The organism is Streptococcus sp. HMSC034E03 (assembly GCF_001811505.1).
Classification (GTDB): Bacteria; Bacillota; Bacilli; order Lactobacillales; family Streptococcaceae; genus Streptococcus.
In genome coordinates, this window is sequence record NZ_KV804969.1 from 41871 (window position 1) to 57040 (window position 15170).

Annotated in this window: 13 protein-coding genes; 6 read left to right on the forward strand and 7 right to left on the reverse strand. The window is 38.4% G+C overall.

The features are described 5' to 3' along the window. Positions 1-27 precede the first annotated feature (27 nt). The 6 genes from HMPREF2805_RS03030 to xerS all read left to right on the forward strand — a co-directional run bounded on the left by HMPREF2805_RS03030 (position 28) and on the right by xerS (position 7191). Positions 28-2049: a glucosaminidase domain-containing protein gene (locus HMPREF2805_RS03030; RefSeq protein WP_075231339.1), complete on the forward strand. Its 2022-nt coding sequence runs from the start codon at positions 28-30 to the stop codon at positions 2047-2049. A gap of 102 nt (positions 2050-2151) precedes the next feature. Then, complete coding sequence (imm40, locus tag HMPREF2805_RS11660; protein ID WP_083301272.1) at positions 2152-2454, forward strand: Imm40 family immunity protein; 303 nt, start codon at positions 2152-2154, stop codon at positions 2452-2454. Positions 2455-2587: 133 nt separating this feature from the next. Further along, a complete protein-coding gene (ylqF, locus tag HMPREF2805_RS03040) occupies positions 2588-3439 on the forward strand; it encodes a ribosome biogenesis GTPase YlqF (RefSeq protein ID WP_075231341.1) in 852 nt (283 codons plus the stop codon). Next, on the forward strand, positions 3426-4205 hold the full coding sequence (locus HMPREF2805_RS03045; protein WP_075231342.1) for a ribonuclease HII: 780 nt from the start codon (positions 3426-3428) through the stop codon (positions 4203-4205). Before ylqF ends, HMPREF2805_RS03045 begins: the two co-directional genes overlap by 14 nt. Positions 4206-4220: 15 nt before the next feature. Next, a complete protein-coding gene (locus HMPREF2805_RS03050) occupies positions 4221-5771 on the forward strand; it encodes a ClC family H(+)/Cl(-) exchange transporter (protein WP_075231343.1) in 1551 nt (516 codons plus the stop codon). A 349-nt stretch (positions 5772-6120) separates the two neighbouring features. Then, entirely contained in the window at positions 6121-7191 is a 1071-nt protein-coding gene (gene xerS / locus HMPREF2805_RS03055; protein ID WP_075231344.1) for a tyrosine recombinase XerS, read from the forward strand. A gap of 67 nt (positions 7192-7258) precedes the next feature. Here the strand turns inward: xerS and HMPREF2805_RS03060 are convergent, their stop codons facing one another. The 7 genes from HMPREF2805_RS03060 to HMPREF2805_RS03095 all read right to left on the reverse strand — a co-directional run bounded on the left by HMPREF2805_RS03060 (position 7259) and on the right by HMPREF2805_RS03095 (position 15161). Then, on the reverse strand, positions 7259-8248 hold the full coding sequence (locus HMPREF2805_RS03060; protein WP_075231345.1) for a lipoate--protein ligase: 990 nt from the start codon (positions 8246-8248) through the stop codon (positions 7259-7261). A gap of 58 nt (positions 8249-8306) precedes the next feature. After that, a complete protein-coding gene (gene lpdA / locus HMPREF2805_RS03065) occupies positions 8307-10010 on the reverse strand; it encodes a dihydrolipoyl dehydrogenase (protein ID WP_075231346.1) in 1704 nt (567 codons plus the stop codon). A gap of 39 nt (positions 10011-10049) precedes the next feature. After that, positions 10050-11093, reverse strand: a complete 1044-nt coding sequence (locus HMPREF2805_RS03070) for a dihydrolipoamide acetyltransferase (RefSeq protein ID WP_075231347.1) — start codon at positions 11091-11093, stop codon at positions 10050-10052. A 296-nt stretch (positions 11094-11389) separates the two neighbouring features. After that, positions 11390-12382 carry an alpha-ketoacid dehydrogenase subunit beta gene (locus HMPREF2805_RS03080; RefSeq protein WP_075231349.1) on the reverse strand — a complete coding sequence of 331 codons (993 nt, stop codon included), beginning with the start codon at positions 12380-12382 and terminating at the stop codon, positions 11390-11392. A 17-nt stretch (positions 12383-12399) separates the two neighbouring features. Beyond that, positions 12400-13368, reverse strand: a complete 969-nt coding sequence (locus HMPREF2805_RS03085) for a thiamine pyrophosphate-dependent dehydrogenase E1 component subunit alpha (RefSeq protein WP_075231350.1) — start codon at positions 13366-13368, stop codon at positions 12400-12402. A gap of 180 nt (positions 13369-13548) precedes the next feature. Next, positions 13549-14889, reverse strand: a complete 1341-nt coding sequence (locus HMPREF2805_RS03090) for an MATE family efflux transporter (RefSeq protein ID WP_075231351.1) — start codon at positions 14887-14889, stop codon at positions 13549-13551. 14 nt (positions 14890-14903) lie between these two features. Further along, on the reverse strand, positions 14904-15161 hold the full coding sequence (locus HMPREF2805_RS03095; RefSeq protein WP_075230154.1) for a hypothetical protein: 258 nt from the start codon (positions 15159-15161) through the stop codon (positions 14904-14906). Positions 15162-15170 lie beyond the last annotated feature (9 nt).

A 15170-nucleotide genomic window follows, 5' to 3' on the forward strand; every position in this document is an offset into this window, starting at 1 on the left:
AAACTTGGTATTTATTAGGAGAAAAGAATGAAAAAAGTATTGCTAGCAAGTACGGTTGCACTCTCTATGGCATGTGTTGCGAAAACGACTGTATACGCAGAGGAATCTCAAGCTACCAATAAAGTTCAAACTTCTGAAAAGGCTACAGGAAGCCAAGCAGGAAATGACAATCTGAACCAACCTCAAAACAAGTCAGAAACAGTGGATTCTAAAGCTTCCCAAAAGCAAGAAACTACTATCTCCAAGGAGCAGTCTTCGACAGAAGTGGTTAACAAAGAAGGTTGGAAAAAAGAAAATAACCAATGGCGTTATTATGAGAATAATCAACCAGTTTCGAATTGGAAAAAAATAGCTGGTATTTGGTACTATTTCAATCAAGAAGGCATCATGCTTAGTAACACTTTCTTTAATGATTATATTTTGAATAATAGCGGTGCCTTAGCAGAATCTTCTTGGGTGAAAATTGACGACCAATGGTATTATGCCACTGAAGACGGGAAAGTTACTCGTAATACTTGGAAAAAGATAGCTGGGGTTTGGTATCGATTTGATGATAAAGGTATCATGTTAAGTCAGACCATTTACAACGATTATCTTATCAAGAGTAATGGTGCTATGGCAGAAAATGCTTGGGTAAAAATTGGTGATAAATGGTACTATGCCAATGAAGATGGGAAAATTACTCGTAATACTTGGAAAAAGATAGCTGGGGTTTGGTATCGATTTGGTGAATCAGGCACAATGTTAAGCAATGCTATTTATAATGATTATCTTCTTAAAAGTAGTGGTGCTATGGCGGAAAATGCCTGGGTGAAAATCGAAGATAAGTGGTATTATGCTACAGTATCCGGAAAAATTATTCGCGACAAGTGGGAGAAAATCAGCAGTTCATGGTACTATTTTAATAAAGATGGAGTCATGTTAAGTAACCATTGGAAAGATAACTACTATCTCAAGGATAGTGGAACCATGGCTGAAAATGAATGGGTATTTGATAAGAAATACGATAGCTGGTTCTACCTCAAGTCGGATGGTAGCTACGCTCAAAACCAATGGGTAGGCTCTTACTATCTAAAATCTGGTGGCTATATGGCTAAGAATGAATGGATTTTTGATAAGGACTATGATGCTTGGTATTACCTCAAAGAAGATGGAAGTTATGTTACTGGTGGTTTTAATATCAAAAATAAAGAGTACTTCTTCCAGAGTGATGGAAAGTGGATTCAAAGTCCAAAATATTTTAAGGTTAAACCAATCACAGCCTATATTTATAGCGAATCAGGAGATATTTTGAGTTATGTCAATCAGGGAAGTATTGTGAACTATGATAGCTCTAAAACCAAGGGTAATCGCCTAGCTGTTTCAATTTCAGGATTATCTGGTTATATGAATCAAAGCGATTTGACTTTAGTTGATGAAGGAAGCGAATTTATTCCTCATTATACTACTGACGGAAGATTCCTATATCATGAACTTTCTCCATACGCAAGTATCCGTGTAGCCCCTCATAGTTCGGCTATGACCATTGGTAAAAAGTATTATTCAGCTGATGGTATTAACTTTGACAACTTTACAGTTGAAAATCCTTTCTTATTTAGAGATTTAAGCAAACCAACTAATTATACAGCAGCAGAGTTGGATAAAATTTTCTCTATCATGAATATTCAAGGAAGTCGCTTAGCTGGAAAGGGAGCAATCTTTAAAGAAGCAGAAGAACGATATAAAATCAATGCCCTCTATCTGATTGCCCATAGTGCTTTAGAAAGTTCGTGGGGACGAAGTCAGATTGCCAAGGATAAGAATAACTTCTTTGGTATCGCTGCCTATGACACATCGCCATATGACTCAGCTAAAAGCTTTGACAATGTCGATAAGGGTATCTTAGGTGCAGCTAAATGGATTCGTGAGAATTATTATAACGAAGGTAAAACTTACCTTGGAAATAAAGCGTCAGGGATGAATGTTCTTTATGCATCAGATCCATACTGGGGAGAAAAAATCGCAAGTATCATGATGAGAATCAACAGTCAGCTTGGTGAAAAAGATTAAAAATCATTACAATCGATAACGACTGCAAAGTGGTTATCGATTTTGCATATCAAGAGAAAATCGAGGAATTTCTTTTATGAAATTGAATTTTGAACATATACAATAAATCTAAACCACTTAGGGATTAATGCATACGCTTATAGCTACTCAGTTATAACAGACTTACTTGCTATTGTCCAAGCGAATAATCTGACCATATTAGGTGGAGATGTGTTTTGCTACAAAAATGCTCAATTGACACATACTTATGACAATTGGCATTATGAGAAACAAGATCCAACTAGCGATTGTAGCAAATCCATTCCTCAAACAGAAAAGTATATAAAGCATTATGTAAAAAATCATGGTGAACACTATTATTTTTCAATCGTTTTAGAGGAAGGAATAAAAAAACCAATAGACTGAATAGAGAGTCAAATAGGAGAAATCATGATATAATAAAGGTTAGTGATTTATTTTTAGAAAAAAAGCTATCTATTGCTTACTCGAGAAAATAAAAAAATAGATAAAATCCAAACTGAGAAAGGAATTTTACATTATGGCAACTATTCAATGGTTTCCTGGGCATATGTCTAAAGCGCGTCGTCAGGTCCAGGAAAATTTAAAATTTGTTGATTTTGTGACAGTTTTAGTTGATGCACGTTTACCCTTGTCAAGTCAAAATCCGATGCTGACTAAAATCATCGGAGATAAACCAAGACTATTGATTTTGAACAAGGCAGATCTTGCAGACCCAGTATTAACAAAAGAATGGCGTCAGCATTTTGAATCACAAGGCATTCAAACACTGGCAATCAATTCTAAAGAGCAAATTACAGTTAAAGTCGTTACAGATGCCGCCAAGAAACTCATGGCAGATAAAATCGCTCGTCAAAAGGAACGTGGGATTCAAATCGAAACCTTACGTACCATGATAATCGGGATTCCAAACGCTGGTAAATCAACCCTGATGAACCGTTTGGCAGGTAAGAAAATTGCTGTAGTTGGTAACAAGCCAGGTGTGACAAAAGGCCAACAATGGCTCAAAACAAATAAGGATTTGGAAATATTGGATACTCCAGGGATTCTCTGGCCAAAATTTGAAGATGAAACTGTCGCCCTTAAACTTGCTCTTACCGGAGCGATCAAGGATCAATTGCTTCCAATGGATGAAGTGACGATCTTCGGGCTTAATTACTTTAAAACACATTACCCTGATAAGCTTCAAGAACGTTTTAAACAAATGAATCTGGACGATGAAGCTCCTGAAATTATCATGGACATGACTCGTATCCTTGGTTTCCGTGATGATTATGATCGCTTTTACAATCTCTTCGTCAAAGAAGTTCGTGATGGAAAACTAGGTAACTATACATTAGATACATTGGAAGACCTCAATGGCAACGATTAAAGAAATAAAAGAAGAATTAGCAAAGATAACTGAACTTGAAAGTCCCTTGTTTAAGGAATTCGAAAAAGATTCTCGTTCAGGTGTCCAAAAAGAAATTCAAAAGCGGAAAAAAGCCCTTCAAGCTGAAATTGATGAAAATCTGCGCTTAGAAGGCATGTTAGCTTACGAAAAAGAGCTTTATGCACAAGGGATTAGCTTAATTGCAGGTGTAGATGAAGTTGGACGTGGTCCTTTAGCTGGACCTGTTGTTGCTGCAGCAGTCATTCTTCCCCAAAATTGTAAGATTAAAGGCTTAAATGACAGTAAGAAGATTCCTAAGAAAAAACACGAGGAGATTTTTCAGGCTGTCAAAGATAATGCCCTAGCAATCGGTATTGGGATTATGGACAATCAAGTCATTGATCAAGTCAATATCTACGAAGCGACGAAACTAGCCATGAAAGAAGCTATTTATCAGCTTGAGCCTCAACCAGAGCACCTCTTGATTGATGCTATGAAGTTGGACTTGCCGATTTCTCAGACATCCATCATCAAAGGAGATGCCAACTCCTTATCTATTGCAGCAGCATCGATTATAGCTAAAGTTACCAGAGATAAGATCATGGCTAACTATGACCAAGAATTTCCAGGCTATGATTTTGCTCAAAATGCTGGCTATGGAACTGCTAAGCATCTAGAAGGAATTGAAAAGCACGGTGTCACACCTATTCATCGCACCAGTTTTGAACCGATTAAAACGATCGTTCCAGAAACTAGTAAAAGATAATTAAAGGAGAGAATTATGGAGGAACAGAAGGAAATACTTAGTTCCAAGAAAGAATTTGCCTTCGCGTCCAGTACGATCTTAGCTCAAGTAGGGCGAGGTATTATTGTTGGATTAGTCGTAGGACTTATTGTAGGATCATTTCGATTTTTGATCGAAAAAGGCTTTCATATCGTTCAAGGATTTTATCAAGACCAAGAGAATCTGATACGGAATCTATTGATCATTTTATTGTTTTATATCCTCATTTGCTTACTTAGCGCCAAATTAACACGTTCAGAAAAAGATATCAAAGGTTCTGGTATTCCTCAAGTTGAAGCGGAGTTAAAAGGTCTCATGTCTCTCAATTGGTGGAGTATCCTCTGGAAGAAATACATTCTAGGTATTTTGGCCATTGCGAGTGGGCTTATGCTCGGTCGTGAAGGTCCCAGTATTCAGCTAGGTGCCGCTGGAGGAAAAGGAATTGCTAAATGGCTCAAGTCTAGCCCTGTTGAGGAGCGTTCTTTGATTGCTAGTGGAGCTGCTGCTGGACTTGCTGCAGCCTTTAATGCACCGATTGCGGGGTTATTATTTGTAGTAGAAGAAGTCTATCACCATTTTTCACGATTCTTTTGGGTTTCTACCTTGGCTGCTAGTCTAGTAGCAAACTTTGTTTCCCTTCTCATCTTTGGCTTAACACCTGTACTTGATATGCCGGACAATATCCCTCTCATGAACTTGAGCCAATATTGGATTTATCTGGTTATGGGGATTTTTCTTGGAGTTTCTGGATATCTATATGAGCAAGCCGTTCTTAACGTTGGAAAAGTATATGATTGGATTGGTCAAAAGATTCATCTGGATAAGGCCTATTATCCTATTCTAGCCTTTCTTCTTATCATTCCAGTAGGAATTTTCCTGCCACAGATACTTGGTGGAGGCAATCAGGTTGTCTTATCCTTAACAGAACAGGATTTTAGCTTCCAAATTCTCTTAATTTACTTCATCATTCGCTTTATCTGGAGTATGATCAGTTATGGTAGTGGACTGCCAGGTGGTATTTTCTTGCCAATTTTAGCTTTAGGATCCTTACTTGGTGCCCTGGTAGGTGTTATTTGTGTCAATCTTGGCCTCGTTACACAGCAGCAATTCCCTATCTTTGTGATTCTTGGAATGAGCGGGTATTTTGGGGCTATCTCAAAAGCACCTTTGACAGCTATGATTCTTGTAACTGAGATGGTCGGTGATATCCGAAATCTCATGCCTTTAGGTATGGTGACCCTAGTTGCCTATATTGTTATGGATCTGCTCAAAGGGGCGCCTGTCTATGAAGCCATGCTGGAGAAAATGTTACCAGAAACCGCAAGTGACGATGGTGAAGTTACTCTTATTGAAATCCCAGTTTCTGATAAGATAGCTGGTAAGCAAGTACATGAACTCAATTTACCACACAATGTGCTCATCACAACCCAGGTACATAATGGTAAGAGTAAGACAGTTAATGGATCTACAAGGATGTATCTAGGTGATATGATTCATCTCGTAATTCCAAAAAGTGAAATTGGAAAAGTGAAAGATTTGTTGTTGTAGGAAAACGAGTTTACATAATTTATGTTATGTCTCGCATATAGTTGGTCTAAAATTAGTAATTAAAATGATAGACCGAGTCATATGAATCAAAACTCGATTCCTAAATAATGGTATCGAGTTTTTATAATTTATTCTAATAAACTTAAACTGTAGAAGCTTTAGAAATTTTTGAAGTCAATAAATTAATGATCAATAATTCACTTAGCGAATCTAGACGTTTTTTAGTATTGTATAGCTTATTTGAACATTCCTAAATATTCTCTATAACATCTTTCCGAAAAACTATAATTTTCTTGAAAAATATAACTAGCTATGCTATACTACTAGTATAGAATATTTGGAGAAAAACATGAAACGCGAGATCTTATTAGAACGGATTGATAAACTCAAACAAGTTATGCCCTGGTACGTTCTGGAATACTACCAATCAAAATTGGCCGTTCCCTACAGTTTTACGACATTGTACGAATACTTAAAGGAATACGATCGATTTTTCACCTGGGTTTTGGAATCTGGTATATCGGATGCTGATACTATGGCAAATATTCCTTTGGATGTTCTGGAGAACATGACCAAGAAAGACATGGAATCTTTTATTCTTTACTTACGTGAACGTCCTTTGCTTAATGCTAATACAACTAAAAATGGTGTCTCCCAAACAACCATTAACCGTACTTTATCAGCTCTTTCTAGTCTTTATAAGTATTTAACTGAGGAAGTTGAAAACGAGCAAGGGGAACCTTATTTCTATCGTAATGTCATGAAGAAGGTTGCTACCAAGAAAAAGAAAGAAACCTTGGCTGCACGGGCTGAGAATATCAAGCAAAAACTCTTTTTAGGTGATGAAACAGAAGGTTTTCTGACTTATATCGACCAAGAGTACCCACAACAACTCTCAAATCGTGCTCTATCATCGTTTAAAAAAAATAAGGAACGTGATTTGGCCATTATCGCCCTTCTCTTGGCATCTGGTGTCCGTTTATCTGAAGCTGTTAACCTAGACCTTCGTGACCTCAATCTTAAGATGATGGTCATTGACGTCACTCGAAAAGGTGGGAAACGCGATTCGGTAAATGTAGCCGCCTTTGCTAAGCCTTATCTGGAGCAATATCTTGCTATTCGAGACAAACGTTATAAGACAGAAAGGACTGATACAGCTCTCTTTCTGACCTTGTATCGAGGTGTTCCAAACCGTATCGATACTTCTAGTGTTGAAAAGATGGTGGCCAAGTATTCGGAAGACTTTAAAGTCCGCGTAACTCCCCACAAACTACGCCATACGCTTGCAACACGTCTATATGATGCAACCAAATCACAAGTTTTGGTAAGTCATCAACTTGGACATGCAAGCACACAAGTAACTGACTTGTATACACATATCGTTAATGATGAGCAGAAAAATGCCTTGGATAGTTTATAAGATACATAATATAAATTATGTACATAATTCTTGCAAAAAAGAAGCTGGGAAAAACCAACTTCTTTTTTTATTCAACAACAGCTTCAGCAATTTCTTCTGCAGTTATTCCTGCGAAGTAACGGCCTAAGTTAATGGTTTCTAGGGCTTTAAGAACGTCTTCGCGTTCGTATTTGACACCACGAAGGACATCTTCTACAGCTGCTACATCTTCGATACCGAAGAAGTCACCATAAATCTTAATGTCTTGAATTTTTGACTCAATAACATTCGCAAAGATTTCAACTTTACCGCTTGGGAATTTAGTTCCACGACGGACATTGTATTCAGGTGATTTCCCATAGTTCCAGTCCCAAGTTCCAAACTTAGTTTCTTTGATACGATTGATTTCAGCCAATTCTTTCTCAGAAAAAACGTATTCAGTCATCTCAGGGTATTCTTTTTTCATGTATTCCAAGAGTAAATCACGGAATTCTTCAACAGTGATCTTTTCTGGCAACTCATCGATAATATTAGTTACTCGAGCACGGACTGATTTAACCCCTTTTGATTCAAACTTATCTTTAGACACTTTAAGTGCGTTAGCTAGGACTGACAAATCCACGTCAAAGAGAAGACAACCATGGTGCATGATACGTCCGTTGATATAGGCTTGCGCATTTCCACAGAATTTCTTACCATCGATTTCCAAGTCATTACGACCTGTAAATTCAGCTTTAACACCAAGTTCAGCCAAGGTATTGATTACCGGAGTAGAGAAGCTCTTGAAGTCAAAGGCCTTGTTTTCATCTTCTTTTGAAATGATGGTATAGTTAAGGTTGTTCAAATCATGGTAAACAGCTCCACCACCACTGATCCGACGGACTACTTCAATACCGTTATCGCGTACATAATCACGATTGATTTCTTCGATAGTGTTCTGGTGACGACCGACAATGATAGATGGTTTATTAATCCAAAGAAGGAAGATTTGATCCTCATCCAAAAGGTGTTTAAAGGCATATTCTTCCAAGGCGATATTAAAAGCAGTGTCGTTTGAATGATTGATAATGTATTTCATAAGATACCTTCTAATACGATAGAGACTGGAAAATAATTCCAGTCTAGTCTATCTATTTTTATTTTTTCTTAGGTGAATGGATAGCCATTCCAAGAACATCAGCAAATGCTTCGTACATAACTTCAGAGTATGTTGGGTGACCGTGGATTGTCTTAAGCATTTCTTCTACAGTGATTTCCATTTCGATGATGCTTGACGCTTCATTGATCAATTCTGCAGCTGCAGGACCAATGATGTGGACTCCGAGGATTTCACCATATTTCTTATCGGCAATGACTTTAACAAATCCTTGAGCAGCATCTGATGCAATTGCACGTCCGTTTGCGGCAAAGTTGAATTTACCGATTTGGACATCGTATTTCTCACGAGCTTGTTCTTCAGTCAAACCAACTGCTGCTACTTCTGGAAGTGTATAGATAGCTGCAGGAGTCAAGTTCAATTTGGCAACAGCGTGGTTTCCTTTAAGGGCATTTTCAGCAGCAACTTCACCCATACGGAAGGCAGCATGTGCCAACATCTTAGTACCGTTGATATCACCTGGTGCATAAATACCAGGAACAGAAGTTTCCATGTACTCGTTAACCTTGATACGACCACGGTCTAACTCAAACTCAACTTCTCCGATTCCTTCAAGGTCTGGAACACGACCGATTGAAAGAAGTGCTTTATTTGCGATGATATCATCTTTGCCTTCAACTTTGATACGGAGTTTGCCATCTTCTTCAATGATTTCTTGAAGTTTAGTACCTGTCAAGATAGTCATACCTTTGCGTTCAAGAATCAAGCGAAGGTTCTTAGATACTTCCGCATCCATTGCTGGAACAATACGATCCATCATTTCGATAACAGTAACTTTTGAACCAAATGTCATGAAGGCTTGGCCAAGCTCGATACCGACAACTCCACCACCAATGATAACGAGACTTTCTGGTACTTCGTTCATTTCAAGGATGTCATCACTAGTCATCACAAGAGATGATTCCATACCAGGAACGTTAATTTTGCTTACTTTTGAACCACCAGCAAGGATAATCTTCTTAGTTTCAAGCAATTCAGAACCATTTACCAAGACATTCTTATCTTTAGTAATAGTACCGATACCTTTATGAACATCAACTCCATAGCTACGAAGAAGTCCTGCAACACCACCTACAAGGGTATTGACAACTTTAGATTTTGTTTCTAAAAGTTTCTCCATATCAACTGTGAAATTAGGATTTTCAATTACGATACCACGATTTGCTGCATGACCGATATTCTCGATAATTTCGGCGTTGTGAAGGTAAGTCTTAGTTGGGATACATCCACGGTTCAAACAAGTTCCACCAAGTTCAGATTTCTCAACAAGAGCAACCTTACCACCTAATTGAGCTGCTTTAATGGCAGAAACATAACCAGCAGGTCCACCACCAATAACAACGATATCATAAGCATCATCGCTCTTACCATCATCGTTCGAAGCACTTGCTGCAGGTGCTGGGCTAGCTTCTGGTGCAGATCCTCCAGCTGTTGGGATATTTTCCCCTTCTTCACCAAGATAACCGATAACTTCAGTAACAGGAACAGTCTCGCCGTCCCCTTTCAGGATAGCGATCAAGTAACCGTCTTCTTCTGCTTCCAATTCCATGCTGACTTTGTCAGTCATGATTTCCAAAAGGATTTCTCCTTCTTTTACAAATTCTCCGACTTTTTTATTCCATTGGACGATTTGTCCTTCTGTCATATCCACGCCGGCTTTTGGCATAATTACTTCTAAGGCCATATCTTACTTCCTTTATCTATATTTCTAAAAATAAATTCTCTAAACCAACATTGAGATTGGGTTTTCAATTAAAGCTTTCAAGTCTTTCATAAACTTAGCACCAGCCATACCATCTACGACACGGTGGTCAATTGTTAAACCAAGACTCATAATTGGACGAATCACGATTTCACCATTTACTACAACAGGTTTCTCAATTGTTGAGCTAACCCCAAGGATTGCTGAGTTAGGTTGATTGATGATTGGACCGAATGATTGAACACCAAACATCCCCAAGTTACTGATGGTGAAGGTTGAGTTTTGCAATTCGCTAGGAGCCAGTTTACCATCCAAAGTACGTCCGATAACATCTTTGAAGGCAACTACCAACTCAGACAAGCTCATTTTTTCAGCATTATAAACAACTGGCGTCATCAAACCATTATCCATTCCAACAGCCATCGCAAGGTTGACATAGTTGTGAGTGATAATTGTCTTACCATCTTCAGTTAATGACGCATTGATGTATGGGTGTTTCATAAGAGTCTTAACAACCGCAAGTGAAAGCAAGTCTGTAACAGTAATTTTCTTGCCAGTTGCTTCCATGATTGGATCAAGAACTTTCTTACGAAGTGCAAGCATTTCAGACATATCAACATCGTAGTTAAGCGTAAAGGTTGGGGCAGTCAAGTATGACTCAACCATACGTTGAGCAATAACCTTACGCATAGGAGTCATAGGAATGCGTTCGATTTCTCCATAAGGAGTTACGTTATCTGGAACTTCTTCTACTTTCTCGATTTGAGCAGGTGACTTGATTGTTTCGTTTTCAATATTTTCAGGAAGGAAGGCTAAAACATCCTTCTTCATAATCTTACCACGGTGACCAGTTCCTTGGATTTCCTGCCAAGCAATATTATGCTCTAGTGCAATTCGTTTTGCGAGTGGTGAAATGCGAACCACATTAGTGTCTTTAAATGTTTCCACGTCTTCTTTGTGGACACGACCGTTTGCGCCTGAGCCAGAAATATCGTAGAGATTAATTCCTAAATCATCCGCTAATTTTCTAGCTGCAGGAGTCGCTCTTAGCTTATCATCAGCCATGACCTCTCCTATTCTATACTAAGATATTAAGGACGAAGAGGGCAATGAAAAAATAGGAGATTGACGATGTGTTCGATGAACACAAGGAAATCTATCTTTTTTTCACAGACCTCCGTCCGAATTCAATTACATGATACTAAGGGCGTAAAAGTCACAGTGAAAATAGGAAATCTGACAAAGAAAGTTTATCTTTTTCACACAGACTTTAGCCCGAGTTCAACTCTACAAGTAACTTGGATACAAAACGTATCTCAAATAAGTTTTGTTTACATAATTTATATTATGTGTGTTGTGTATTATTGTTTGTTATAAGTTTTACGGATTGCATCTTTGATGCTTTCAACTGTCGGAATCATTGCATTTTCAAGATTTTGTGCATAAGGCATTGGTACATCTTCACCAGCACAACGGCGAATAGGTGCATCCAAGTAATCAAATGCTTCTGATTCAGAAATGATAGCTGAGATTTCTCCGATAAATCCACTTGTCTTATGAGCGTCATTGACAAGAACCACTTTTCCAGTTTTCTTAACTGAGTTAATGATGATGTCTTTATCAAGTGGAACCAAGGTACGTGGGTCTACTACTTCTACAGAGATACCTTCTTCAGCTAACTCTTCAGCTGCTTGCATAACACGACGAAGCATTTTTCCGTAAGTTACAACAGTGACATCAGTACCTTCGCGTTTGATTTCTCCGACACCAAGTGGAATGGTGTAGTCAGGATCAACAGGCACTTCACCTTTTTGGTTGAATTCTGATTTGTATTCAAGAATGATAACAGGGTTGTTATCACGAATAGAAGACTTAAGAAGTCCTTTCATATCAGCTGGTGTACCTGGAGCTACTACTTTCAATCCTGGGATATGCGTAAACCATGTTTCTAATGATTGTGAGTGTTGTGCTGCAGAACCTACACCATTACCAGCTGCACAGCGGATTGTCATTGGTACTTGACCTTTTCCACCAAACATATAACGAGTTTTAGCGGCTTGGTTAACGATAGCATCCATGGCAATTACAGAAAAGTCCATAAAAGTCATATCTACGATTGGACGAAGTCCAGTCATTGCAGCACCAGCAGCTGCACCAGAAATTGCAGCTTCAGAAATCGGACAGTCACGAACACGTTCTGGACCAAATTCTTCAAGCATACCTACTGAAGTACCGAAGTCTCCACCGAAAACTCCGACATCTTCACCCATCAAAAGCACATTTTCATCACGACGCATTTCCTCAGACATTGCAAGGATAATGGTATCGCGGAAAGACATTAATTTAGTTTCCATATTTTCTCTACTTCTCCTTAGTCTGCGTAAATATCTTCGAATGCTGATTCTAGTGGAGGGAATGGGCTTTCTTCTGCAAACTTAACAGATGCTTCCACTGCTTCCTTGACTTGAGCCTGAATTTCTTCAAGTTCTTCTGCACTTGCAATCTTGTTCTCAACAAGGTACTTGCGAAGATTTTCGATTGGATCTTTTTCTTTCCACTCATCGACTTCTTCACGTGTACGATATTTACCAGGGTCTGATGATGAGTGACCAAGCCAACGATAGGTTACACTTTCGATCAAGACAGAACCTTTACCAGAACGAACATGGTCAACTGCTTTTTTAAATCCTTCGTAGACATCGATAACATTGTTACCGTCTTCGATAAACATTCCAGGAATACCGTAAGCAGCACTACGCTCATGGATATGCTTGACATTAGTCATTTTCTTAATATCGGCAGAGATTCCATAACCGTTATTGATACAGTAGAAAATTACCGGAAGATTCCAAATTGAAGCCATATTAACAGCTTCGTGGAATACACCTTCATTAGTCGCTCCATCACCAAAGAAGCAGACAACGATTTTACCAGTGTTTTTCATTTGTTGAGTAAGGGCAGCCCCTACTGCGATTCCCATACCACCACCAACAATACCGTTGGCACCAAGGTTACCTGCATCAAGGTCGGCGATGTGCATAGATCCACCTTTACCTTTACAAGTTCCCGTATATTTACCAAGGATCTCAGCCATCATACCATTGAGGTCGATTCCTTTAGCAATGGCTTGTCCGTGACCACGGTGGTTCGATGTTATGAGGTCGTCTTCGTTTAGAGCTAACATAGCCCCAACGTTTGCAGCTTCCTCACCAACAGAAAAGTGCGTCATACCTGGCACTTTACCTTTTTTTACTAATTGAGCAATTTTTAAATCCATACGACGAATTTCTTCCATCTTACGGAACATCTCAAGCAAAAGATTTTTATCTAAAGTTGACATAATCTTGCCTTTCTAAGTTTAATTTCTTATAGTTCTATTCTAACTGATAGGTTAACTAGAGTCAAAGATTATGCTTGATATTTTTTCACAATATAAAAAAAGAAAAGTCAATGAAATCAAGACTTTTCTTTACATAAAATAACTATTTCACAAACAGTTTTTCCAGTTTTTTTCATCAAATTATTTGATTGTTTTCATAATAACTTGTAAACGCCACTGATAAAGTATACCACTAATCACCAGACTAACAATTAAACCAATCCAATAAGAATAGGCGCCTAATCCTGTCCAGTGATCTAAGACTAATCCCAGTGGAATGGCTACACCCCAGTATCCGAGAAGTCCAAGATAGAAGGGAACAACCGTATCCTTGTAGCCACGTAAAATTCCTTGCAGAGGTGCTGCGAAGGTATCAGCTAATTGGAAAAACAAGCTATAGGTCATAAAAGAAGCTGTCAATTGAATGAAATCGGGATCTTGACCATAGAGACTAGCAACATTTTCACGATAAATATAAAGAAAACTTAGTGTCAAAATCGCGAAAATCATAGCTGTTAAACGTCCAATAAGTATGTATTGCTTAGCATCGTTTAAGCGTCTAGCCCCTACTTCGTAGGAAACAACAATAGCCATGGCTGTTGAGATGCTCATAGGAAAGGCGTACATGAGAGTCGAAAAGTTCATGGCAGACTGATGACTTGCTATTATTAAAGATGAAAACTTTGCCATAATCAAGCCGACTACTGAAAAAATGGCTACTTCCGCAAAGACGGTTCCTCCGATTGGTAACCCAAGACGGATAGCTTCTTTGATTTTTTCTATTCGCAAGGGCATTGGTACTTCTAGATGATATTCCTTAAGCTTTTTATGCTTTAACAAGACAAGGATAGAAATCAATAACAAAACCCAGTAGGCAAGTGAGGTACCAAGACCTGCACCTGCACCTCCAAGTTCAGGTACTCCAAATGCTCCATAAATCAATACATAGTTGAAAGCACTATTAAAAGGAAGCAAGAGAAGCATGAGATACATAGATAATTTTGTTAATCCGAGTGTATCAAGTAGAGAACGTATCACACTGAAAAGTAAGAGCGGGATAATACCGATAGCTAGTAGCCACAAATAACGGATTGCTACACTTGCTACAGCTGTCTCTAATCCCATATAGCCCAAAATAACTGGTACTAAAAAGAAGACCAGTACAAAAAGAAGAAGGGATAAGGCTAAAGATAGATAAATAAATTGATAAAAATCTGAAGCAACCTCCTTCTTCTGTCCTTGGCCCAAATGGTGTCCGATAATAGGTACTAAGGCTGATACAATCCCTGTCAGAAAGGTGAAAAAAGGATTCCATAAGCTTGTAGCTATGGAAACTCCTGCCAGATCCAGTGTATTATACTGACCCGTCATTGTTGTATCAACAAAGGAGGCCGAATAATTAGCAAATTGGTAAATCAATATCGGAAAGAATATTTTTAAAAATAAGATAATTTTATCTTTGAGATGTTGAGTTGAGTACATACCTTCTCTTTCTACTACTTTTCATCCAAGCCAAAAAGCTTTAAGCCGTATTTTTTCAAGCTTAATGGTGGATTACTAGCTTTTGATGTCGTGTGCCAACAATTACAAGTGTCGCAAAAATAGCTCCTAACCAAGCCTCCATTATCATAGTCTACGGCGTGGTCGGCTTTTTCCTTGGTTTCATATTGAAGTTTAGTACGGTTGGCAGCAGGACAAAACACACCGTGACAAGCCTTTCGTTTTCTATCTCTAAGTTTACGAAAATAATTCATCCTCAAGCT

What these genes read in the sequence shown, in the direction of transcription:
- HMPREF2805_RS03030 (WP_075231339.1), top strand. Translation starts at nt 28, where the DNA reads ATGAAAAAAGTATTGCTAGCAAGTACGGTTGCACTCTCTATGGCATGT.
- ylqF (WP_075231341.1), top strand. Translation starts at nt 2,588, where the DNA reads ATGGCAACTATTCAATGGTTTCCTGGGCATATGTCTAAAGCGCGTCGT.
- HMPREF2805_RS03045 (WP_075231342.1), top strand. Translation starts at nt 3,426, where the DNA reads ATGGCAACGATTAAAGAAATAAAAGAAGAATTAGCAAAGATAACTGAA.
- HMPREF2805_RS03050 (WP_075231343.1), top strand. Translation starts at nt 4,221, where the DNA reads ATGGAGGAACAGAAGGAAATACTTAGTTCCAAGAAAGAATTTGCCTTC.
- xerS (WP_075231344.1), top strand. Translation starts at nt 6,121, where the DNA reads ATGAAACGCGAGATCTTATTAGAACGGATTGATAAACTCAAACAAGTT.
- HMPREF2805_RS03060 (WP_075231345.1), bottom strand. Translation starts at nt 8,248, where the DNA reads ATGAAATACATTATCAATCATTCAAACGACACTGCTTTTAATATCGCC.
- lpdA (WP_075231346.1), bottom strand. Translation starts at nt 10,010, where the DNA reads ATGGCCTTAGAAGTAATTATGCCAAAAGCCGGCGTGGATATGACAGAA.
- HMPREF2805_RS03070 (WP_075231347.1), bottom strand. Translation starts at nt 11,093, where the DNA reads ATGGCTGATGATAAGCTAAGAGCGACTCCTGCAGCTAGAAAATTAGCG.
- HMPREF2805_RS03080 (WP_075231349.1), bottom strand. Translation starts at nt 12,382, where the DNA reads ATGGAAACTAAATTAATGTCTTTCCGCGATACCATTATCCTTGCAATG.
- HMPREF2805_RS03085 (WP_075231350.1), bottom strand. Translation starts at nt 13,368, where the DNA reads ATGTCAACTTTAGATAAAAATCTTTTGCTTGAGATGTTCCGTAAGATG.
- HMPREF2805_RS03090 (WP_075231351.1), bottom strand. Translation starts at nt 14,889, where the DNA reads ATGTACTCAACTCAACATCTCAAAGATAAAATTATCTTATTTTTAAAA.
- HMPREF2805_RS03095 (WP_075230154.1), bottom strand. Translation starts at nt 15,161, where the DNA reads ATGAATTATTTTCGTAAACTTAGAGATAGAAAACGAAAGGCTTGTCAC.